Here is a 22,642-nt window from a genome sequence, read left to right on the forward strand (position 1 = left end):
GTATTAATATGACGACTCTAGATTGGCTATATCAACTTATTTCTTTTGATACTACTTCACGAAACTCTAATTTATCACTGATTGAATATTTGGCGAATGGGTTAAATGAGTTCAAAGTCAATCCGCTCTTAATTCATGACAATAAAAAGCAGAAAGCTAATTTATTGGCCACTTTACCAGGAAAACAGGGGTGTTTGGAGGGTGGGGTAATTCTGTCTGGCCATACAGATGTCGTGCCTGTTGATGGTCAAATTTGGGATAGTGATCCTTTTCAAGCCGCTCTCAAAAATGACAAAGTGTATGGTCGCGGTGCCTGTGATATGAAGGGATTTATTGCTGTTGTGATGGCATTAATTCCTCGATTAAAAGAAATGAATCTTGATTTTCCAGTACATTTTGCATTTTCTTATGATGAGGAAATTGGTTGCCTTGGTGTACCTTCTCTTATTGATAAAATATTGGAACTTAATTATCAACCTCGTGCTTGCATAGTTGGTGAACCAACATTAATGCAACCTGTTGTTGGCCATAAAGGCAAATATTCTTATCGTTGCCAAATCCATGGTGTTGCCGCTCACTCTTCATTAACAAATCATGGGTGCAATGCGATTGAACATGCTGCAAATTTTATTAGTTATCTTCGAGGTATGGCTAATGAATTCAAAAAAGAGGGAAATCGGGATTTTTCTTATGATGTTCCTTATACAACACTGACTACCAATCTGATCAGAGGGGGTAATGCTTATAATACTATCCCAAGTCTGTGTGAGTTTGTTTTTGAATTTAGAAATCTGTCCGCAGATGGTTCTGAGGAGTTGGACCAGAAAATCATGTCTTATGTTAAGGAACAACTTGTACCCAATATGCACGACGATCATCCTGATTCTAATATTAACCTTGACACGATAGCAAAAGCTCCTGGATTAGATACACCTGTTACAGATCCACTTGTGAAGGCGGCACAAACTGTTTGTAGCAGTGATAAGCTGATGAAAGTGGCGTATGCTACAGAAGCAGGGTTATTTCAACAGGCTGAAATTCCAACAATTGTATGTGGTCCAGGCAGTATCGAGCAGGCCCATAGAGCCAATGAATATGTTGAGGTAGAGCAATTACGTCGATGTGAGGAGTTTATAATCAATTTGCTGCATTCTCAATTTCTGAACTCTTACCAGGTTGGTAAGTAAAAAATCACTGGTATTTGATGCTGATTTTACTAGAACTTTTACAAGCTATTCACAAAGATATGCACAGATTTTGTGGATAACCTAATTAGTCTATACTTGAGTCATTTTAAACAATAATCATTTATTATCAACAAGTTATTTAAATAAATGGTTTTTTTTAAGTCATTATTTTTAATAATGATTTTATTTTATCCACAATTTTTAAAACCGCTTATTTTGTGGGCTTTTGAGTACATTATTTTTATCCGGAATTTGTCCCAATTGTTTTAGATGGTTGTTAATTATAAATGGATATGATGAACAGAATGTGCGTATTCTATTGTAATTTGTTTTTCAGTTATTATAATGCTTTTTTTTTGTTCGCAAGAGAAATCAACGTGCCCAAATTTATCTTTGTTATTGGAGGAACCGGAACAGGGAAAACTACTGTTTCAGAAGAAATTAAATTAATAGCAGAGGCCCAACATTTAACTGTCACAGTCTTGAATTTAGATCATTATTATCTACCCAAGAGTATGTTAGAGCCCGGCAAGCCGAAAAATTATGACGTTCCTGAAGCGTTAGAGCAATCTTTGATTCAAAAGCATTTGCAAGATTTAGAGGCCGGAAAATCTATAGCAAGACCTACTTATGATATAAGAATTAGCGATAGGGTGGAGAGTGGAGAGGTGCAGGTTGATCCTGCCGATGTCATTATTGTTGAAGGTATTTTCGCTGGAGAGTATTCGTCCTCTTTACGAAAGCAAACGGAAAAACTTAAAATTTATTTACAGTCAAATCAAATAAATGACAATTATACGAGAAAAGAAGAAAGAGATATGGTTGAAAGGAAAAGATCATCAACTCATATTAATGCTGTGAAAAGAAATCAAATGGGGGGATTTTTTAGATATGTTGCTACCCATATGATTTCTTCGGATATTGTCATTGATAATCCTTGGCTGCCTCTGAAAAATAACCCTGGTACAGAGAAGGTTCCTTTGATTGTAGATAGTAAATTGACAAAATTAAATGGATTCTTATCTTCAACTGAGTGTGATTTTTTATATAAAATATAATTCAGCATGAAATTTTTGACCTTCAAGATTGCCGAGGGTCAATGTCAAATTCAATAATCAAAATAGAGTTATTTGTAATTTTAAAAAGTTAGTGATTCCTTATTGGAACTGTAAAGCTCTTCATGAAAGTCCACTAATTCATTATATAAGTCTTGTAATGCTTCTACGTTATAAAAGTTTGATTTCGCTTTTTTTATTAAATCCTCATAATCTTGCACAATGAAATAATAGTCATCTGAAAGATCAACCTCTTCAGAATGCTCATAACCTTTAATGTCGGCTAATAAATCTTCAATTTTTTCTTTAATTCTATCGAACTCTTCTTCTGTGCCAGATACTGGTGCTTGAGCTTCATTTTTATTCATCCATTGAATAATTAGATATAATGCTATGACACCAATAGGTATTAGTGCGATTAATCCTAAATAGCCTAAAGAATTTTGTGTGGATGAATTGGAATTGATTGAACATTCATTATTGTCAGATCCACAAGTAACCGTTGTATTGCCAGGAAGGGCAGCGAATAGTGGTTTATAAGCTTCTGGGGGAGGTGGAACAGAAGTGAATATATCAACTGTTGGTACAGGGGGTGGCATTATCTTGAATGGCTCGGGTGGTCGGGGAAGGGGGAGCCCTTTTAATTTATGTTGGATTTTCATCCAATCATGCATTGACCACATGAGCTTATTAAGTGCTTGAGTCTGTCCAGCAATTGCTTCGAAGGACGTTTCTTTTAATTTGGGTTGATTTAAATGGGTAACGACTTCATTAACCCGACTTTTTAAAGCGTTATTTGTTTTTTTGAGTTCGGAAGAACTAGAAGGAAATTGAGCAAGTGTGTCCTGATTTTTAATAAAAATCTTTAATTTCTCTTTTTCATTGGTTAGCCAATTTTTCCAGAAAGATAAATTTTGTTCTTCTTGTATTGCTTTATGGTATGCCTGGGTGTTCGCATCGATTATTTCTTCAATATGTTCTGATGAGGCATCAATAAAGCCATCAATTTGTGTCAGCAAGGATTGCATTTGATTTTTAAATTGATGAACAGTATAGACCTCTCCAGCCTGACCCAACAGATCCATGATTTCCTGGATGACTTTCTGAAATCGTTCCAGTTCGTTAAGATCGGAAACGGCTTTGGCATAATGATCAAGGATTTCGTCCTTCATAGAGATTAATTTGAAATGAGGGCAATCACTTAATTGCTCTTTAGTCAAATGGAGAATTGGAAGAGGATCTGCAACCAACTCATTGGATTTTTGGGCACAGTGTTTAGCAGCCTGTGTTGGATAAGAGGCAGAGTCACTGATTTTATCCAGTTCAAATTCGTAAGAGTGAGGATTTACCTGATTGGCATTCAAGGCATAATGCAAAATTCTATTCCGTTCACTGGATAGTTTTCTGATGTCTTTTGATAGTTCTCCCAATTTGTCTCTTAGCAGTTGAGTTTCCAGCATGTGGTCCAGATGCGGATGAATTTTAGTATCGACTGCTCTGCGAAAATTGGCTAAAAATAGACGGTCCGAGCCAACCAGAGGCGAAATATTTTTTTCGATGGTACGCAGATAACGGGTGACGAATTCAAGCTGATCTTTCACTTGTTGTATATTGTTGTTTTGACTTAGCCCTTTTAAGATGTTATTGACATCAAGAAGGACAAAATTCATAGGTTGGTTTAAATGCTCCGAAGGTAACTCACTATTTCTTAATAAAAGATAGTCACCTACTTTTTGCATTAGGTCATAAAGCTGAGGCCATTGGAGGCGTTGATTATCAATGGGTTGAACGTGGAAATCATCACGGCTTAATACATGTCTTGGTTTGTAGGCATTTGAATAAAACCAGGAATGTTCATAAAGATTAACCAATGCTTGGTCGTCGCTCGCAAACCAAGAGCTTGGATTATTAAGATAATCCGGATGAATCCCGGAGTTGGAACGAATTTTTAAAATCCACTCTCTTAAGTTTAACTCTTCTTCCGTATAGCAATTTTCAGAATGAATCCAAAAACGTCCTTTTTTAGGAAGCGGTATATATGAAGCTTCAAAATCCATCTTTTCCTTTCCCATACTTCTCACTCCTTGAGAAAGCAAAAAAAAACTTAAGGTAATTCCAGATGAACACTAGATTAGCAATAGCCTTTTTTGCTGCCGATTAATAATATCTGTAACCAACTGGGTAATTTTTCTTCCAATTAATTTGATAGCATTGTTTGGGGTATTATGCAATAGTTAATCAATTGATTTATTTTAAAACACTTTTAATTCATTCAATAAAGAAATTGGAACCCCCTTTTCTTTCACCTGTTCTTATTTTTTGATAAATTACAATTTTAATTTTAACGGATTGGTTATGCCTTCTTTTGATATTGTTTCTAAAATGAATGAAGTGGATTTGCGTAATGCAGTAGATAATGCAGTGCGTGAAGTAAGTACCAGATTTGATTTTCGAGGAGTTGAGGCCACTATTGAACTTAAAGAACTGACAGTTACTTTGCGTTCTGAATCTGATTTTCAAGTGAGGCAACTTGAGGATTTATTCCGGAATCATTGCTCAAAACGTAACCTCAGTACATCAGGAGTCGACATAGAAGATGAACCTGTGCACAGTGGAAAATTCTATACTCTTACCATGACTTTTAAACAAGGCATCGACCAACCTACTGCTAAAGAGATAGTGAAGTATATAAAAGACACTAAAGCCAAGGTCCAAACTTCTATCCAGGGGGATAAAGTGAGAGTGACTGGAAAAAAGCGTGATGATCTTCAGGAAACCATTGCTTTACTAAAAAAATCAAATATTGAATTGCCTTTGCAGTATGAAAATTTTCGTGATTAATTAATGTGAATTCGATATAAATGTCCTCAGGGAAAGCGGGGATGCATAGCATTTACAAGAACTTCACTCCCAAAGATCCAGTACATGGTTCTAATTAAAGTCTGTTATTGTTGATTAATGATATTACTTTTATATTTGATTTGGTTTTTCCGAACTTGGTATAAGCAATAGATGAGAATTCATCTGCTGTTAAGGGTTTACTTAGAAGAAAACCCTGACCAAAATGACATTTTCTTGATATCAGATATTTTAACTGAGGTATCGTTTCGATACCTTCAGCAACAATGCTCATTCCCAATTCGTTAGCTAATTTGATAATAATATCTATGATAACTACTTTTTCATGTTCATTATGTATATCGGATATAAAGCTTTTATCAATTTTTAAAGCGTCTATGGGGAGGGTGTTTAGTCGGTTCAGAGAAGAATATCCTTTGCCAAAATCATCCAGTGACAGTTTTATTCCTAATGACGAAATATCATTAAGTACTTTGGAAACCTGAATTTGATCACCCATTAAAATATTTTCAGTAATTTCAAGTTCCAGATACTCGGGAGGATATTGATATTCTTTGAGTATTTTTTCAAGAATGCCAAGAAAATGATGTTTAGTTAATTGAACCGGTGAGATATTAATTGAAAATGAAAGCATCTTGTTATATTGACTTGACCAGTGCATTATTTGTGCACTTGCTTTTTGGAGTACCCATTGCCCTAATTCAGCGATTAATCCCGTGCTTTCAGCAATAGGGATAAATTCTTCCGGGCACACATCACCCAATGCTTCATTATTCCATCGCAACAGAATTTCAGCACCAATAATTTCCATATTGGTTAGATTAAATTTAGGTTGGTAATAAAGTTGAAGTTCATCATACTGAAGGGCTTTTCGTAAATGAGACTCCAATTCGGATTCTCGATGTTGGAGATATCCAAGTTGTTCTGTATAAAATTGATAAGTATTTTTGCCAGAGTTTTTTGCTTTGTACAGTGCCAAGTCTGCTTTTCTTAATAACTCTTCTGTTGTGTTTCCATCACCTGGGAAAATTGATATTCCAATACTGACCGTTACAGTGATTAATTTTCCATTAATAGTATAGGGAGTGTTTAATTCATTTAAAATTCGTTCGGACAAGTGACGGGCACTGGAAGGAGATTTTGTATTTAAAGCGATCAAAGTAAATTCATCACCACCAACCCTGGATAAAAGATCACCTTTTCGAACCAATAAAACTAAACGGTGAGAAAATTGCTTTAAAAGTTCATCACCATGAAAGTGGCCAAAGGTGTCATTCGTGATTTTAAAATTATCCAAATCAATAAGTAACAAAGCCAGTGATGAATTGTTCCTCTCAGCGTTAGCAATGGATTTATCAAGTATTTCCTCGAATTCCCTGCGATTGAATAGGCCAGTCAAGGAATCATGAGATGCTAAATATTTCAACTCTTCTTGTTTTACTTTTATTTTCTTCTGTGCTTGTAAAACGGCTGAGTAAGAAAATACATAGTTTATGACGAAACAGGTGCAAGGAATAAAATAAACAACTACTTTGAGAAAATAGGCAATATTATAAGCACTGTCATAAGGAGTATTTGATAATAACATGATGTATATAGACAACACCACTTGGGTTGCCGACATGTAGAATATACTATCAGACAATATGCTTGGGAATGATGCATAAGTTTTAGGGTAAACAATAATCATTAGTATGAGGTAAATAAAGACAGATATCAGTTCAAAAGGCCTGGATAGATAAGAGTCCACATACCACATATCTGGGAGTTCAATGACTCCTGCTGCGTAATAAATAACCATAACAGCGGATAATACTAGAAAAGTGGTAAGCAGGATAAAGGTTCGTAAACTGACCGATTTGTCATCACTGGTATGCACCAGAAGAGTGAGTCCGATAATCAAGATCAATCCGCTGATGCTATTTGAAAAAACCCAAATTAAAGCATCAAGGTTGTTTTTTTCAACAAAATCCAATGCCAAACCATCAATGATCAAAGTATGAAGTGCTTCAACTGAGCCAGAAAATAATATTGCCAGGCCTATGATTAAAGCGATTCTATCATTACTCAATCGATATTGGGTGAATGCTAATAAGACAGTTACTGCTGCGAGAGAAAATCCAGACCATTGTAAAAGAGTTTGTCTAAAGTAACCCCGAATTTGAGACTCAATCAGTTGGGAACCTATTTCATTACCATGATTTAGCGTGATTGCCAAATTACTAAAATCCAAGCCCCAGTTTAATCCTATATAAGGAAGTCCTAATAACAAGATAATAATTAATACTAAAAATTGAGGTACACGCTTTAAGGTGGTTTCATTAAATACAAATGAATTATCCATTTTTTATACCTCAGAATCCATATTATTCAGGATAAGTTGGTAAAATTCCTATACTTTAAAATTAGCATAAAATATGCTTAATAGAGGGTTTTTGGAAAAATTGCTAATTTGTTATCTGATTTGATAGCAATGTATAGAATAAATATATAGACAGAGTAAATAACGAGTGTGGTGGATATGGAATACATTTCTACGGATATTTTGAATTAAAAGTAAAGGTTTTTACTGGATACTGTTCGAACCCACGAGGCTTAATTTTTCAACTTATTCTATAATTTCTGTTGTATAGCGCAATGCCCTCATTTCTGAAGACCAAAAAGTCTCTGTCAGTCCCATTTTTAATTTTAAGTGATTCATAAATTCGTCCTTCGTTTTAAGTGAGTCCCAAACTGAGGGTAAAAAGGTAGCTTGATACGGACCATAAGCTAATACCAGACCATCTATGCCGATTTGCAATTGTGATTTAAGTTCGTCTTCGTTATTAAAACACAGCGGGCTTAATGGGCTAATTAATGAAATTGCAAGAGATAACTCGTTGAGTTCAGATGGCTTTATTTTAGGGAAGCGGGGATCAGCAATAGCTGCCCGTATTGAATTGTAAATAACATTTTCAGCCAATTGTTCTTTAGCTATCAGGCTTCCCATACAACCTCTCAGTAATCCATTCTTTTTTAGAGTGATAAAGGTAGGGATACGTACCTGTAACAATTGATTATAATCCTTATAATCAATGGCTAATGCCTTATTTTCTTCTGTCTGCAACCGTATTGTTTCCTTCGCTATATATTTTAATTCATCAGCACAATGATCTGAAAAATTAAGTTTTTGGTAAAAATGATAGGCTGCATAACCTACTACTCTCTCTTTATCGCCAGCAGTGTCTCCGGAGTTACGTAAATCCAGTAAACGGCCATAAACGTGATTTTGGCGGGCAAAATATAAAAAACCACGTAATGGAAAATAACCACAAGCAGCATCATGATGTATTTCTTCACAATTTAGTGTATCTATAGAAATACACGTCTTTTGGTCTTCTCTTTGGGCTACATTATAAGGAAGATAATGACTTAAATCAGAACTGATAACTATAAGGGTATCATCACTTCCCCATATTTTCTCTAGTAGTTGAGCTACATCATTGGGATTTGTTTCCCCAATGACCAGGGGAAGTATTTTAAATTTGCGGAATATCATTTGACAGAAAGGGAGTTGCACCTCCAGGCAATGTTCGTTCTGATGAGCCTCAGGCAGAGAATAGACATAGGGTAAGTCTGAAATTTGAGTTAATAACTCTTTATCTTGCTCAATCTCTCCTAAAGGTGTAGAAAATTTATCGACAGGATCATAAGCGATACCTTTGAAGTATAATCTATGTGCAGGGCCTAATAGTACGATTTTGGTGATGGAATCCTTTTTATCACGCAGCGAAGCGTATGCAGAAGCTGCTATAGCTCCAGAATAGACATAACCAGCATGTGGAACCAATATTGCTTTTGGAATAGGCTTATGAACTGTAGCCTGATCCAATAAATCTTGTACTGTTTTCTTTAAAATTAAGGGATCCTGCGGGTAAAAATAACCTGCTACAGCAGGTTGGCGAACGCTCACAACAACACTCCCGAACAACTGCAGATACTATACTTATAAATATAGACCAAGTGTTGATTAGGAGCTATTTGATGTTTGATACTATTCCAACAAAATATTGGCATACGTTAGATGATGGACGTATTCAATGCGATGTATGTCCCCGTAATTGCAAATTGCGTGAAGGCCAGAGAGGATTGTGTTTTGTTCGTGCCAATCTGGATAATCAAATAAAATTAACTACCTATGGGCGTTCAAGTGGTTATTGCATAGACCCTATTGAAAAAAAACCATTGAACCACTTTTTGCCCGGGAGTCCTGTTTTATCCTTTGGAACTGCAGGGTGTAATCTGGCCTGTAAGTTTTGTCAGAATTGGGATATCAGTAAATCAAGAGATATCGATACATTGGCAGACGCTGCCATGCCTGAGGATATTGCAAGGGCTGCGCAAAGCTTAAACTGCCTAAGTGTGGCTTACACTTATAACGATCCAGTGATTTTTATGGAATACGCTATTGATGTTGCTAAGGAATGTCATAAGCTTGGTATTAATTCTGTAGCGGTATCTGCAGGATATATTAACCCGGAGCCACGTAAAGAACTGTATTCTTATATGGATGCTGCCAATATTGATTTAAAGTCCTTCAGTGAGGATTTTTATTACAAAATTACCGGTTCGCATTTACAACCGGTTTTGGATACTTTAGTTTATTTAAAAAAGGAAACCAAGGTATGGTTTGAAATTACTAATTTAGTAATTCCTGAAGAAAATGATTCTGATGCTGAATTGGAGGGTATGTCTGAATGGATTATGACTCACCTTGGGCCTGATGTTCCTTTGCATTTCTCAGCATTTCACCCTGATTGGAAAATGATGGACAAACCATCAACACCATTTATGACATTGCAAAGGGCAAGAGAAATAGCTCTTAAGGCCGGTTTGCATTATGTTTATACAGGAAATGTTCATGATACAGTCGGAAGCAGTACCTATTGTCCTAATTGTAAGCTACCGGTCATTGTAAGGGATTGGTATCAAATATTGGATTATCGTTTGGATGATACAGGACATTGCTCAAATTGCCAAACCAAGATAGCCGGAGTGTTTAAGGGAAAAGTTGGTCATTGGGGACCAAGAAGAGTAATGGTTAAATTAGGTGGTTCTTAATCTTCCCATAAGGAATCATCAGTATTATATGCCATATTTTTAAGTATGGTGAATCAATATGAAATTTAAAGACTCTCGATTGGAAGAACGCTATAATGTGATGTGGAATAAATTCGCGGTTCCTGCTGATGTTCAAATAAGACAATTATTTGGTGCCAAGGGCTTTTTTAGTGAACAACAACCAAATTATTATCAGTTGCTTTCGAACTATACACACGCAGCAAAAAATATTGTTGCCAATTTAAGACGTCAGTCTTCAATGTTTGAGGATCAAGACTATGTTAATGATTACTTGATCTCTACTTTAAGCTCAATCTATAACGATTTTTCTCAATACAGGCCAAGACTTTCAGGTCGTTATGATGTGCAATCAGATTGTGTGAAACTGATTGATGAAACAATGGAATGGGCTAAATCTTTTGGTTTCGATATGGAAAAAACTATAGAGTCTGATGAGGACTCAGCACTTCATTTTACTTATTAAGTCAATTCATTGACTATTTATCATTTTCATAAATGATTTTGTATCGTAGACCTTATTAGCGAAGCGTAATGCGGATGAGTCCATAATATCTATTACGGTTTCACCTAATAAGGGCTACATACTGTCTGCTCAGCAGTATCCTGAAAAAGTGTTGTCTTCAACTACCATTACCAACGTTACCACCCATTGTTTGTGCTATAATTGAACAATGATTGCAGGGAGGTATGATGAAACAATTAGTTGGTATTGGACTGTCCATATTACTTCTGACTTCTCCTTTATCAGCCCTGGATTTTGATACTTATCGTAGTTCTCAAAAACAGTTCAATTTACAAGATAAAGCTGAACAGGGTGATGCTCAAGCTCAGTTTGAGTTGGGACTACAATATGAAAAGGGCGATGGTATAAAAAAAGATCTAAAAAAAGCAGCTTATTGGTATCAGAAAGCCGCAGAGCAAGGACAACCTGAAGCGCAGAACAATCTTGGGGTTTTGTATCTTAAGGGAGAAGGTGTACCTCAAAATAGTAAACAAGCTATGCATTGGTTCAAAAAGGCTGCCGAGCAAGGCTTGGCAATTGGTCAAAATAATATTGGTATTTTATATGAAAATGGTTTGGGTGTTGAAAAAGACCTTAAACAAGCTTTTCTTTGGTACGAGAAGGCTGCTGAAGGTGGAAATTCCGATGGGCAATATAATCTTGCGGTTATGTATATGTATGGTAATGGCATTCCGAAAGATATCAAGAAAGCAATTCATTGGTATAGCAAAGCAGCAGAACAAGGGGATCTCGATGCTCAAAATAACCTTGGTGTGCTTTATGAACGAGGGGAAGATATTCCAAGAGATTTAAAAGCAGCCATTAGTTGGTATACCAGAGCTGCCAATGAAGGCTCACTGATTGCTCAAACTAATCTTGGTGTTTTGTATATGACTGGTGACCCCTCAATTCAAGACAGTAAGAAAGCCATTTATTGGTATGAAAAAGCGGCTTCGCAAGGTGGGACAAAAGCACAAAATAATCTTGGTTATATTTATGAACAAGGCGTTGGTACGGAAAAAGATATGAAAAAGGCCATCTATTGGTATGAAAAAGCAGCAGAGAATGGGTTTGTCTTGGCTCAAAATAATTTAGGTGTTTTGTATTCCAATGATGGTGACCTGCAAGATTACAAAAAAGCCTATTCATGGTTTAAAAAGGCGGCAAATCAGGGATTTGCCGAAGCACAAAATAACATCGGTTTAATGTATATGAAAGGACAGGGCTTGCCAGTTAATTTTCACGAAGCAGTATCCTGGTATCACAAAGCAGCAGATCAGGGGTTGCCTTTGGCGCAGCATAATCTGGCCATCATGTACATGAAGGGCTTGGGTGTCAAGAAAGATAACAGGCAAGCTATTCAATGGTACAAAAAAGCTGCTGAACAAGGCCTGGATTTGGCGCAAAATAATTTGGCTGTCATGTATATTCGTGGCGAAGGGACTAAAAGAGACTTTAAAAAAGCTTTGTATTGGTACCAAAAAGCAGCAGAGCAGGAATTGGATTTAGCTCAAATTAATTTGGGTATGATGTATCTTGATGGTATAGGTGTCAACAAAGACTTGACTAAGGCAAAATACTGGATTGGGAAAGCGAAAGATAGTGGTTCTCAAGACGCTCTTACGATATGGAATGAAAATAAGTTATGGAAATATTAAGGTGGGTACGACAATACATGAGTTGTGTAAAATAGCCAAGTCTGGTTATATAATTAAAGTAAGCTGAATAATCTAATGGATTAGTAAAAAATGCCTACTGCTCGCCAAATCAAAAATCCAGAGGTAAGACAATGGCGAATATTGTTGGTATACAATACCTACAGGATAGTAAGTATTTTTCTATTTTTAGGTATATATTATTTCAGCTATAACGATAAACTCTATCCTTTATTGTTTTTCTGCATAGCATCCGGCTACTTGGTTTTCGCTTTGATTTTTCTTTATTTTTGGTATAAACGAATATTAAGTTTCGATAAGCAGGTGTTTTTATCGGGAACAATTGACGTCATAGCTGTTTCCAGCATGTTAAGCATCATAGGGAATTTACAATCCGGATATGGAATTTTATTAAATGTCACTATCGCGGCTTTGAGTATTTTAGTACCGGGTCGATTAGCCATCTATTTTGCTTCATTAGCCAGTTGTTTGTTGTTATGCGGTAATGCATTGCAATTTTTTATTTATAATCAAAAAGATTTAAGTACTTTCTTTTATAGTGGTATCTATGGGGCTGGTTTTTTTGCTACGGCCATAACGGCATGGTATTTGTCTAATTGGGTTAGAATGTCTGAGAATCTGGCCAGACATCGTAGTTATGAGCTCGCTGGAATGCAAAAACTTAATGAATACATTGTTGAACGACTGCATTCAGGTATTATTTATGTTGATGAAGGTAAACAGATTAAGTTAATGAATTCTGCAACTCGTCAATTTTTTAATTTGAGTAAACATCATTCAATTCAAAATTTAAACCAATTATCAGATTTGCTTGTAACAAAATTTGATGGTTTTCTGTCAAAAACCAAGCAGAATGAGCGTCTTGCTCAAACAATTATTGAAGACCCCTATCTGAGAGTGCATTTTTTTTCTACGTCTGTTGCAAATAAACCTGAGGTACTCATTATTTTGGAAGATATGACTTATATTGCTCAGCAGGCACAACAACTTAAATTAGCAGCATTGGGACGCTTTTCAGCGAGTATAGCTCATGAATTACGTAATCCTTTAGGAGCAATTGCTCATGCTGTTCAGTTATTTGGTGATAATGAGCATTTGGATGAAGAGAATGCCCGCTTAAAGCAATTAATAATTAATAATTGTGAGCGAATGAATACAGTGATTAAAAATGTATTACAACTCTCAAGACGTCAACAATCTCAACCACAGGTTAATGATCTTGCAACATTTTTAGAGCGATTTAAGCAAGATTTTTCTCACAGTAAGCATTGTGATCTTATGATAAAGTTACCTAAAAATAAGCAGTTATCTGTTGTTTTTGATAAAAGTCAGTTAGAACAGATTTTGGTTATTTTGTGTGAAAATGCTATTCAGCATGGGCGAGATCCGGAAGGTAATGTGAATATAGTAATTGCTGCTAAATCTTCTTTGAATAAAATAACGTTGACAGTAGGTGATTCAGGGCCAGGGATACCTCCAGAGCATAGAGATAACATATTTGAACCCTTCTTTACTACCTTGAGAAGCGGGACTGGGATGGGGCTGTTTATTGCCCGGGATTTATGCGAAATTAATCAAGCCAGACTAAATTTGGTAAAATCAAACAAGGGATGTTGTTTTGCAATCACTGTTAATCCATCGGATGAGCTTTTAATATGAACAAAAGCAAAGTGCTTATTATAGACGATGAACCAGACATCAGAGAGTTATTAACTCTTACTTTGTCGCGCATGGGGTTAAGCTGTGATGCAGTCCCTGATTTTAGGAGCGGTATAGAATACATAAAACAACATTATTATTCTCTGGTTTTAACTGATATGCGTTTACCTGATGGGGATGGCATAGAAATTGTTAAATTTATTCAAAAATACAAACCACAATTGCCCGTCGCTGTAATTACTGCGTATGGAAATGTCGAGGGTGCTGTAAATACTTTAAAAGCTGGTGCATTTGATTATGTTTCTAAACCTGTTGACTTAAAGATGCTCAGAGATCTTGTCAAGACGGCGTTATCTATGCAAAATTCAACTACTGAGATACCTGATGAAGGACTATTAGTTGGCGAGAGCAAGGTAATGAAACACCTTCGCGATAGCATCCATAAATTAGCCCGAAGTCAGGCACCAGTCTTTATTCAAGGGGATTCCGGGGTTGGAAAAGAGCTTGTTGCTCAGTTGATCCATGCTAATGGCCCCAGAAAAGACAAACCTTTTATTCCCGTCAATTGCGGTGCTATACCCGGTGAGTTGATGGAGTCAGAGTTTTTTGGCCATAAAAAGGGGAGCTTTACTGGCGCAATTTCTGACAAAACAGGGTTATTTGTCGCTGCTCACGGCGGAACTTTGTTTCTTGATGAAATTGCCGAACTCCCTCTTGCTATGCAGGTTAAGTTGTTGCGTGCCATTCAGGAAAAAGCGATTAAACCAATAGGCGAATTGTATGAAATTCCCGTTGATGTGCGTATTTTAAGTGCAAGTCATAAAAATTTGCTGGACGAGATTAATGCAGGGGGGTTCCGTCAAGATTTGTACTATCGTGTTAATGTGATTGAATTGCGTGTTCCAACTTTAATAGAAAGACTTTCCGATATTCCTTGTCTCTCTGAAGCAATATTAAAAAAACTATGTAAAAATCAAAATAGACCTCAAGTCAGAATAAATCCGGCTTGTTTTGAAATTCTAAGTAACTACCATTTTCCAGGAAATGTCAGAGAATTGGAGAATATTCTTGAGCGTGCATTGGCTATGTGTGAGGGAGATGTCATTAACCCAGGTGACTTGCATTTGCCTAGTTCTCATACTACGCATACTACTGTCACTCCTGCTCCATCAGCCAACCTCACAGGATATTTGTTGGATCAGGAAAAAGAGATAATTCTTGATGCTCTTGAAAAAACAAAATGGAACAGAACCGCTGCTGCACGATTATTGGGTGTTAGTTTCAGGACATTACGTTATAGATTAAAAAAATTAGGGCTTGATTAGAAAGGAGGAATCATACTTTGACTATATTGGGATATTTGTATCCTTCCTGCGCAGGAGAGAATCTATCTTATAGGATAGAGCAGTCCTTTCTGTGGGAATGACACAAACATGAGCAAATTAGTATAATATAACAATATAACAGTCTACCCAAAATGGGTGTTCTTGCCCTGGCTTGATGATCAGAGCCTGTTGACAATTCAATTTATAATGTACTCTAAAACGCCCGCAAAATTATTCTTTATTAAGAATTGAAATCCGCTAATCCTTAGTCTAAGGTTATATAACGCGATGAACACTTGTTCAAAGCGAAATGATATAATTGATTAAAATTAAGGAATATGCAATGAACTCATGGAATAGTGTTGTTTTCTTAAAAACTAAAAATGCTTGGTCAGATTCTTCTTCCATAGCAAGGATGAATGGTGTTCAAAGTCTTTGGTCTACCTCAGGAGACTGGGACTGGTGTATAAAACTTGATTCTAAGCATTCTAGCCCCGAAGAAACTGCTTTATTTGTTAAAAATTTAAGAAATGCTGATTGGGTTGCAGATACTAAAACCAGTTGGTGGAAAGAAGTCGCCGTAAAATAAGCAGATTGTATAATAGCTGGGGGAGATTATAGTTGTTCTTTAATTATAATTTCCCACTTGGCTATAAGTGACTCCACGATAAATGTTTTTACCACTTCAATTTATACAAACCTGGATGTATCGCCTCTCGATTCAAGTTTTATTTCCATCCGGCTAAACTAAGGGGCGATAAAGAGATGCATATCGAGAAGTGGGAGATATTCCTGCTGCTTCACCTCTTCCGCCTGCTATTTCAGACAAATCCCTAAGATTTAACTTGTTATTGCCTGGAGCTTTTTGGGCAATCAATGCTAATACTGAATCCGGCACTGACATGGCTTCCTTTTCATTCTCTACCAATTGAAGAGTAATTTCGGGCTTAAGTTTTATACCCACTACAGCCAGACTCTCAGTTGGATTTTTTCCAGGCTTTCCAGTCGACCCGGTTTAGGTTGTCCATAAAATCTTTCTCAGGCATATCGTATAATCTGATAATTTGCATTCAGAAGTTATAGCGAAATCTCCAAAACCATCAAATAAAGTATAGTATGGCGATCATATTGTTTAATTAATTGGTAAAATGCTGGTTGACTTACTCAATTTTAGTTATCTGAAAGATTAATATGCTCTCTGTCTTGGTTTAGATATTCGTGATTTCTGTTTGGCCTCTTAGCACTTTTTGATACACGCTTTCAATTGTTCTACCATTCCATACATAGCTAAAATGTGCCCCTTGCTGGCATTTGTTAATAATGTTTGGTTTAAACAAAGCAAAATTAACTCCCTGAGTTCTTACTGAATGATAAATCAATCCATCTTTTTGATTTTGTTTTATTTGTGCTCCCAACTCCTGACTGATTCGGTAATCATTTTTGGCATAAAGAGGATCGGATTGTTTATTTAAAAGGGTTAAATCAAATAATTCAGCACTAAAATCCGCGATTAGGCTGCGCATATCTAATTCTTGAGCGGGTTCATTGGTATAGGATAGGAATTGTTCCTTATGATATATGGTTTCAGCGATTGCCGTAGAAATGGAGTCGGAAGCATAATATACGCCATAATCCCCATTGGAAAATCGACTGCCATCGGGGTTAATATGAGTAAAAGCGGCCATGATATAACCACACCCCGGTACTGCGTATACGCGTTGATCCTTTGGTACTAAATCAATTTGACCAATTTCATCCTGAATTCTGGGGTTTGTAATCATCTGTACCGTGTATAGTGCTTCAAATTCATCGGCATTGGCTACATCTTCAAATAAATGAATAGGAGGAAATTGGGAAGGGATGAGGCGAAAACAGCGTTGTTTGTCGAAGTATATTCTGTTTAAGGAATCCATTGAGATCATTACGCTTTTCCACCACGTTCTGCGTTAAGTCTACTGGCAACAGCCCATAAGTCAACAACACGTCCTTGCATCATAATATCCATAGCTGATCGGCCATTATAAAAGGGGGCTTTATTGGGTTTTCTTACCCATTGATAAACAGATTCCTGATTGGAAAATAAAACTCGTAAAGCAGCATGAATATTTAATATATATGAGATACGCTCAATCAAATCATGACTGAAAGAAGCCTGCTCCGGGGAATTTTTATATTTAAACCAGGTTGAGCGCTTTAAACCAAGCAGTGTGAGGGCTTCTTCTGTTGTACAGTTCCATTTATCAAATATGTTTAAAATTACTTTAAACGCCGTTTGAACGTGGTTCCTGGTTAAATTATTATAGGTTTGTATAGGAATCATGACGAATTCCATTTTGTTAGATCATAGTCTAAATATAGACTATATTTTAAAATAAGTCTATATTTGGACTAATTTTCTACCATAAATTGTATTTCATCAATTTTTGCTGAAATTCTTGCTGATAAATAGGGATCTTTTTTAGCCAGTTTCTGTGCTACCTTTAATTGAGCAATAGCGCCTCTTTTTTGTCCTTCAAGCAGTAAACATTGCGCCTGGGTAAAATAAGCATAACTTTTATGATGGGATTCAGCTTGCGCTCTGGCCAGTTCTCTGCAAAGAGGTAAATCTTCCTTATATTGTCTACTGCCTTTTAGAAGAATGGAAGTTGCTTTTTCAGGTTGATTAGCACTCAGTAACCCTTGAGCATACGCCATTAAAGTAGCATAGTTATCAGGAAAGTTATTTTGTAACTCGGCAAGACGACCAAGTGCCGATTGATATTGTAATAAGCCTAATTCTGCTTGAGACATGGCTATCTGAAAATAGAGATTGCTATTATCTTGACTTAATAAGGGTCTTATCTTGTCTACCGCTTTCTGAAAATTATTATTATTTAGCAAAGCGAGAACATAGCCATATTGACAGGCAGTACTCGAATTTTTTTTATGGCAATGGTGTTCATAATAGTCGAGAATTTGTTTGTTGTTGGAAGCCACGGAAACTCTGATTAATTCTTTGAATAATGTATAATCCAGAGAATCAGTGTATTGCTTTTTCGGTAAATGAGTAGTTCGGCTTTCTGCCTCTGCTATTCTATCAGCATCGAGAGGATGGGTGCGAAGTATTGCAGGAATATTGGCAGTGTAATAGTAGCGAGAATTTTCTTGCATCTTATTAAAAAATGCTGCCATCCCTTTAGGATTGAACCCTGCCTTGATAAGCATATCGATACCAATTCTATCCGCTTCCTTTTCTTTGGATCGCGTAAAATTGATATTGTCCTGGGAAAAGCCTGAAATAGAAGCCATCATAGCACCCATACCAACCGTTGGATTTAGAACTCCCAAAGCTGCTGAAGCCAGAATGGATGCTAATAATGGAATACGCATCTGTTTTTGGTGTTCTATGATGCTATAAAGGTGATGTAAGCGAACATGTGCAATTTCATGAGCCATTACTGCAGCAAGTTCACTTTCATTGCTGGTGGTTAAAATAAGTTGGGTATTGATGCCAATGTATCCCCCTGGGCCGGCAAACGCATTGATTTCTTTTGACTTAACAATAAAAAAGTATGGAGTTTTGATGCGGCCATAAAGTGCAAGTTTCTTGCCTATGTGGTTTATGTATTGACTGGCCAATGGATTGCGTTCTACGCTATCCGATTGATTAATAAGTTGAATGAACTCTCGTTCTAATTGTTCAAGTTCTTTGGTTGTATAAGGTGACAAACTTCCTATATTGGATGCCTGCGCCAAAAAGCAGATCATGATCCCCAAGCCCCAATGAAGCAATTTGGACAATGTGCTTTGTGTCCTTAGCTTATAATTTAAATTCAATTTAATCATTAGGCTACTCAATATTTGAATAATTTGTTATCATTCGACCACATTTAAAAGGTGGTTAATCTATGCACGAACAGTTTCTGCTTGCAGCACTTGAACAAGCCAAACTGGGGAGAGGCTTTTGTGCCCCCAATCCCAGCGTTGGGGCGGTTGCTGTGCAAAATGGCAATATTATAGCACAGGCATGGCATAGAGGTGCAGGTACCCCACATGCAGAACAATTATTGTTATCACAAATCACACCTCAAACACCAGGGGTGAAGCTCTATGTCACGCTTGAGCCATGTAATCATTGGGGCAAGACGCCACCTTGTGTTGATGCTATTATTCGCCATGGCATAGAAGAAGTTATTTTTTCCTATTTTGATCCAAATCCTATTGTTGCCAAAAATAACACCACAGCACAGTTGCATGAACATGGAATACAAGTCACACATGTTCCTATGACTATAATCGATGAGTTCTATAAAAGCTATGCTTATTGGACTGTGACACATAAACCAAGAGTCACCGTCAAAATAGCACAAACTTTAGATGGTAAAATCGGGCGAGCTGTGGGAGAGCGTGTGGTTTTGTCTAATAGATTATGTGAACAGTTTACTCATCAAATGCGTGCTGCTAGCGATGTGATATTAACAAGTGCCAAGACAATCCGGCGAGATAACCCGAGAATGAACGTCAGGTTAGAGGAGCAGGAGATAGCAAAACCAGTCGCAATTATTGATCGCAATTTAGATTTGGCTGATGACGCTAAGATTTTTTCAACAGCTAAACATTGCCATATTTACCATCAAACACAGGCAAACCAGGATAAAATTTATCCTAATAGCACTCATTGCGCTATTTCATTGAAAAATGATTTTATGGATTTAAACGCTATAATTACTCATCTTGGTGAATTGGGCTACCATGACGTATGGGTCGAAGCTGGTGGGGCTATTTTTTCTACATTGCATCTGGAAGGATTGGTACACAGAACGTATTTGTATATAGTCCCTGACAGTTTGGGACATCAGGCCATATCAGCTTATCAACAGCATGGGATTTTCAAAAAAGCTCATACAGTGAGTTGGAAGGCTATGGGAGACAATATGATAGCATGTCTGGATTGGCAGGAGGATGAGTGTTTACTGGATTGATAGAAACTACTGGTAAAGTATTAATAAATAGTAAGCGAGAGAATTCCAATCGTTTAGTTATTTCTTCAGCTTTTGAGGGATTGAAACCCGGTGAAAGTATTGCCGTGAATGGTGTTTGTTTAACGCTGTTACCATCGGATTCAAATGATTTGAGTTTTGATATTTCGCCTGAAACTCTGGATGTTACCACATTAGCTGATTTGTCATCTGGGGATGCAGTTAACCTGGAGAGAGCCATGTTGGCATCCACAAGATTTGGTGGACATTATGTATCTGGCCATGTGGATACCAAGGCCAAGGTTAAATCCATTCACTCCATAAATGAGTTCATTGCAATGGACTTAGGGGGTTTTACTCAAGACCATATGTTTTATCTGATCCCAAAAGGCAGCATCACAGTAAACGGGGTAAGTTTGACCATAAATTCAATGTTAGAACAAACCATTGGGTTAATGTTGGTACCACACACACTATTGATGACTAATATGGGATCGTTGAGAGTTGGTCAGCAAGTAAATATAGAATTTGATTATCTTACCCGTATTGTAGCCCATCAGTTGCAAATTGCCGGGAAATTGAACCATGAGGTAGAGTCATGAAACATTCATTAGCAACAATAGAACAGGCAGTGGAAACACTTAAAGCCGGTAAAATGATTATTCTAATGGATGATGAAGATCGAGAAAATGAAGGGGATTTGGTGATTGCTGCAGAGCATGCGACTCCTGAAGCAATTAATTTTATGTCTCGTTTTGGATGCGGCTTAATTTGTCTACCTATGGCAGAAGAACTAGTAGATAAAATTCAATTACCTATGATGGCACAAAATAACAAGTCACCTTATGGAACGGCATTTACTGTTTCAATTGAGGCTGCTCATGGTGTCTCCACTGGTATATCAGCGCGCGACAGAGCTCAAACAATTAAAGTAGCAATTGATCCAAAAAGCGGACCGTCAGATATTATTTCTCCTGGCCATGTTTTTCCATTACGTGCCAGAAAAAAAGGCGTACTGGAAAGAGTAGGGCAAACAGAAGGCAGTGTTGATTTGGTAAAAATGGCTGGATTAACACCGGCAGCAGTGATTTGTGAAATCATTAATGAAGATGGAACAATGAGCAGGCAAGAGGAGCTGATTCCTTTTTCTAAAAAACATCAAATACCTATAGTGACCATTAGGGACTTAATAGATTACAGAATTCGCCATGAGAATCTTGTGAATGCTGTGGCCACTACTCGTATTCCTTTAGAAGAGAATGGCGTCTTTACTATGACCGTTTTTGATAATCAAATAGATTCCGCCGAACATTTTGCTTTGGTTAAGCCCCCTTTATATGGGAATCAAGTGCCTTTGGTTCGAATTCACTCAGAATGTATCACCGGTGATGTTTTTGGTTCTAGAAAATGTGATTGCGGAAAGCAGCTGGAGTCGTCCTTGTCCCAAATTGGAGCTGAAGGTGGCATATTGATTTATTTACGCCAGGAAGGCCGTGGAATAGGGTTGGCAAATAAATTGAAAGCTTATTCTTTACAAGAGCAAGGCCTTGATACGGTGGAGGCTAATCTTAAGCTGGGATTACCGGCGGATGACAGAGATTATGCGGTTGCCTACCAAATACTTAAATATTTTGGAGTCGAGGCATTAAGGATGTTAACTAATAATCCTTCAAAAATTGCATCTCTCGAGCGTTATGGAATGAAGGTCACTCAACGTGTTCCTTTGGAAGTAGAGCCTTCCAATGAAAATCGTGGTTATTTAAAAACCAAAAAAAACAAGCTGGGACATTTATTAGCCATAGATTAGGACAATAAAGATGAAAGAAATAAAAACAATTATTGATGATAATAATACAACGTTTCCAATAGCTGTAGTTGTGAGTACTTTTAATGATTTGATAACTTCTGCATTAAAAAAAGGTGCATTAGAGAGGCTTGAAGAACTAGGTTTTAAATCGGATGAAATCACTTTGGTTGAAGTTCCTGGTGCTGTGGAAATTCCTTTGGTTGCGCAACTATTAGCTAAAAAAAGGCAAGCCGAGGTCATTGTTGCACTTGGTGCAGTCATTCGCGGTGAAACTTCTCATTATGATTATGTTTGTGATCAGGTCAGTCAGGGATGTCTAAGGGTCATGTTGGATTACAACATACCAGTTATCTTTGGAGTATTGACCACCGAAAATGAAAAACAAGCTTTGGACAGAGTGGGTGGTGAACATGGGCATAAGGGACGAGATGCGATAGATTGTGCTGTTTCTATGTATTCCATTAAGCAGCAATTGCAATAGTTCTATTAATTT

The 22,642-nt window shown here is 36.9% G+C and carries 20 protein-coding genes; 13 read left to right on the forward strand and 7 right to left on the reverse strand.

Going from position 1 to position 22,642, the window contains the following annotated elements; genetic code table 11:
* Positions 1-8: 8 nt before the first annotated feature.
* Both argE and ACZ5EK_RS06250 read left to right on the forward strand, forming a co-directional pair.
* Positions 9-1,187, forward strand: coding sequence for an acetylornithine deacetylase (gene argE, locus ACZ5EK_RS06245; protein ID WP_464431950.1), 1,179 nt, complete (start codon positions 9-11; stop codon positions 1,185-1,187).
* Between the two features lie 377 nt (positions 1,188-1,564).
* Positions 1,565-2,245 (forward strand): nucleoside/nucleotide kinase family protein, encoded by a 681-nt coding sequence (locus tag ACZ5EK_RS06250; RefSeq protein ID WP_464431952.1) that lies wholly within the window; start codon positions 1,565-1,567, stop codon positions 2,243-2,245.
* A gap of 80 nt (positions 2,246-2,325) precedes the next feature.
* Here ACZ5EK_RS06250 and ACZ5EK_RS06255 read toward each other — a convergent pair whose 3' ends face one another.
* On the reverse strand, positions 2,326-4,338 hold the full coding sequence (locus ACZ5EK_RS06255; protein ID WP_464431954.1) for a hypothetical protein: 2,013 nt from the start codon (positions 4,336-4,338) through the stop codon (positions 2,326-2,328).
* Positions 4,339-4,597: 259 nt separating this feature from the next.
* On the opposite strand from ACZ5EK_RS06255, the gene ACZ5EK_RS06260 reads away from it, so the two are divergent.
* Positions 4,598-5,083: a YajQ family cyclic di-GMP-binding protein gene (locus ACZ5EK_RS06260; protein WP_464431956.1), complete on the forward strand. Its 486-nt coding sequence runs from the start codon at positions 4,598-4,600 to the stop codon at positions 5,081-5,083.
* Positions 5,084-5,177: 94 nt separating this feature from the next.
* Here ACZ5EK_RS06260 and ACZ5EK_RS06265 read toward each other — a convergent pair whose 3' ends face one another.
* Both ACZ5EK_RS06265 and amrB read right to left on the reverse strand, forming a co-directional pair.
* Positions 5,178-7,445, reverse strand: a complete 2,268-nt coding sequence (locus ACZ5EK_RS06265) for a putative bifunctional diguanylate cyclase/phosphodiesterase (protein WP_464431958.1) — start codon at positions 7,443-7,445, stop codon at positions 5,178-5,180.
* A 264-nt stretch (positions 7,446-7,709) separates the two neighbouring features.
* On the reverse strand, positions 7,710-9,053 hold the full coding sequence (amrB, locus tag ACZ5EK_RS06270) for an AmmeMemoRadiSam system protein B (protein ID WP_464431959.1): 1,344 nt from the start codon (positions 9,051-9,053) through the stop codon (positions 7,710-7,712).
* Positions 9,054-9,124: 71 nt separating this feature from the next.
* Between amrB and amrS the strand changes: the two genes are divergently transcribed.
* The 6 genes from amrS (at position 9,125) to ACZ5EK_RS06300 (ending at position 15,973) form a co-directional block, all read left to right on the forward strand.
* The gene (gene amrS, locus ACZ5EK_RS06275; RefSeq protein ID WP_464431961.1) at positions 9,125-10,201 is read left to right on the forward strand and encodes an AmmeMemoRadiSam system radical SAM enzyme; all 1,077 of its coding nucleotides are present in this window, start codon (positions 9,125-9,127) and stop codon (positions 10,199-10,201) included.
* A gap of 58 nt (positions 10,202-10,259) precedes the next feature.
* Positions 10,260-10,685: a lpg1171 family Dot/Icm T4SS effector gene (locus ACZ5EK_RS06280; RefSeq protein ID WP_464431963.1), complete on the forward strand. Its 426-nt coding sequence runs from the start codon at positions 10,260-10,262 to the stop codon at positions 10,683-10,685.
* Between the two features lie 212 nt (positions 10,686-10,897).
* On the forward strand, positions 10,898-12,382 hold the full coding sequence (locus ACZ5EK_RS06285; RefSeq protein WP_464431965.1) for an SEL1-like repeat protein: 1,485 nt from the start codon (positions 10,898-10,900) through the stop codon (positions 12,380-12,382).
* Between the two features lie 90 nt (positions 12,383-12,472).
* Positions 12,473-14,059: a sensor histidine kinase gene (locus tag ACZ5EK_RS06290; RefSeq protein WP_464431967.1), complete on the forward strand. Its 1,587-nt coding sequence runs from the start codon at positions 12,473-12,475 to the stop codon at positions 14,057-14,059.
* Positions 14,056-15,384 (forward strand): sigma-54-dependent transcriptional regulator, encoded by a 1,329-nt coding sequence (locus ACZ5EK_RS06295; RefSeq protein WP_464431969.1) that lies wholly within the window; start codon positions 14,056-14,058, stop codon positions 15,382-15,384. The genes ACZ5EK_RS06290 and ACZ5EK_RS06295 overlap by 4 nt, the downstream gene beginning before the upstream one ends.
* Positions 15,385-15,727: 343 nt before the next feature.
* Complete coding sequence (locus tag ACZ5EK_RS06300; RefSeq protein ID WP_464427160.1) at positions 15,728-15,973, forward strand: hypothetical protein; 246 nt, start codon at positions 15,728-15,730, stop codon at positions 15,971-15,973.
* 153 nt (positions 15,974-16,126) lie between these two features.
* Here the strand turns inward: ACZ5EK_RS06300 and ACZ5EK_RS06305 are convergent, their stop codons facing one another.
* The 4 genes from ACZ5EK_RS06305 to ACZ5EK_RS06320 form a co-directional block, all read right to left on the reverse strand.
* Positions 16,127-16,348 carry a hypothetical protein gene (locus ACZ5EK_RS06305; protein ID WP_464431971.1) on the reverse strand — a complete coding sequence of 74 codons (222 nt, stop codon included), beginning with the start codon at positions 16,346-16,348 and terminating at the stop codon, positions 16,127-16,129.
* Between the two features lie 244 nt (positions 16,349-16,592).
* On the reverse strand, positions 16,593-17,306 hold the full coding sequence (locus ACZ5EK_RS06310) for an RES family NAD+ phosphorylase (protein WP_464431973.1): 714 nt from the start codon (positions 17,304-17,306) through the stop codon (positions 16,593-16,595).
* The gene (locus ACZ5EK_RS06315; protein ID WP_464431975.1) at positions 17,306-17,704 is read right to left on the reverse strand and encodes an MbcA/ParS/Xre antitoxin family protein; all 399 of its coding nucleotides are present in this window, start codon (positions 17,702-17,704) and stop codon (positions 17,306-17,308) included. The genes ACZ5EK_RS06310 and ACZ5EK_RS06315 overlap by 1 nt, the downstream gene beginning before the upstream one ends.
* 68 nt (positions 17,705-17,772) lie before the next feature.
* Positions 17,773-19,209 (reverse strand): M48 family metalloprotease, encoded by a 1,437-nt coding sequence (locus tag ACZ5EK_RS06320; protein ID WP_464431977.1) that lies wholly within the window; start codon positions 19,207-19,209, stop codon positions 17,773-17,775.
* 62 nt (positions 19,210-19,271) lie between these two features.
* Here ACZ5EK_RS06320 and ribD point away from each other — a divergent pair, with 62 nt between their 5' ends.
* Genes ribD through ribH form a run of 4 tightly spaced genes read left to right on the forward strand, consistent with a single transcriptional unit; the run spans position 19,272 to position 22,630 of the window.
* The gene (gene ribD, locus ACZ5EK_RS06325; protein ID WP_464431978.1) at positions 19,272-20,345 is read left to right on the forward strand and encodes a bifunctional diaminohydroxyphosphoribosylaminopyrimidine deaminase/5-amino-6-(5-phosphoribosylamino)uracil reductase RibD; all 1,074 of its coding nucleotides are present in this window, start codon (positions 19,272-19,274) and stop codon (positions 20,343-20,345) included.
* Complete coding sequence (gene ribE / locus ACZ5EK_RS06330; protein WP_464431980.1) at positions 20,330-20,944, forward strand: riboflavin synthase; 615 nt, start codon at positions 20,330-20,332, stop codon at positions 20,942-20,944. Before ribD ends, ribE begins: the two co-directional genes overlap by 16 nt.
* Positions 20,941-22,149 carry a 3,4-dihydroxy-2-butanone-4-phosphate synthase gene (gene ribB / locus ACZ5EK_RS06335; protein ID WP_464431982.1) on the forward strand — a complete coding sequence of 403 codons (1,209 nt, stop codon included), beginning with the start codon at positions 20,941-20,943 and terminating at the stop codon, positions 22,147-22,149. The genes ribE and ribB overlap by 4 nt, the downstream gene beginning before the upstream one ends.
* Positions 22,150-22,159: 10 nt before the next feature.
* Complete coding sequence (gene ribH / locus ACZ5EK_RS06340) at positions 22,160-22,630, forward strand: 6,7-dimethyl-8-ribityllumazine synthase (RefSeq protein ID WP_464431983.1); 471 nt, start codon at positions 22,160-22,162, stop codon at positions 22,628-22,630.
* Positions 22,631-22,642: the final 12 nt, after the last annotated feature.

It is taken from the genome of Legionella sp. JM-2024, assembly GCF_055389095.1.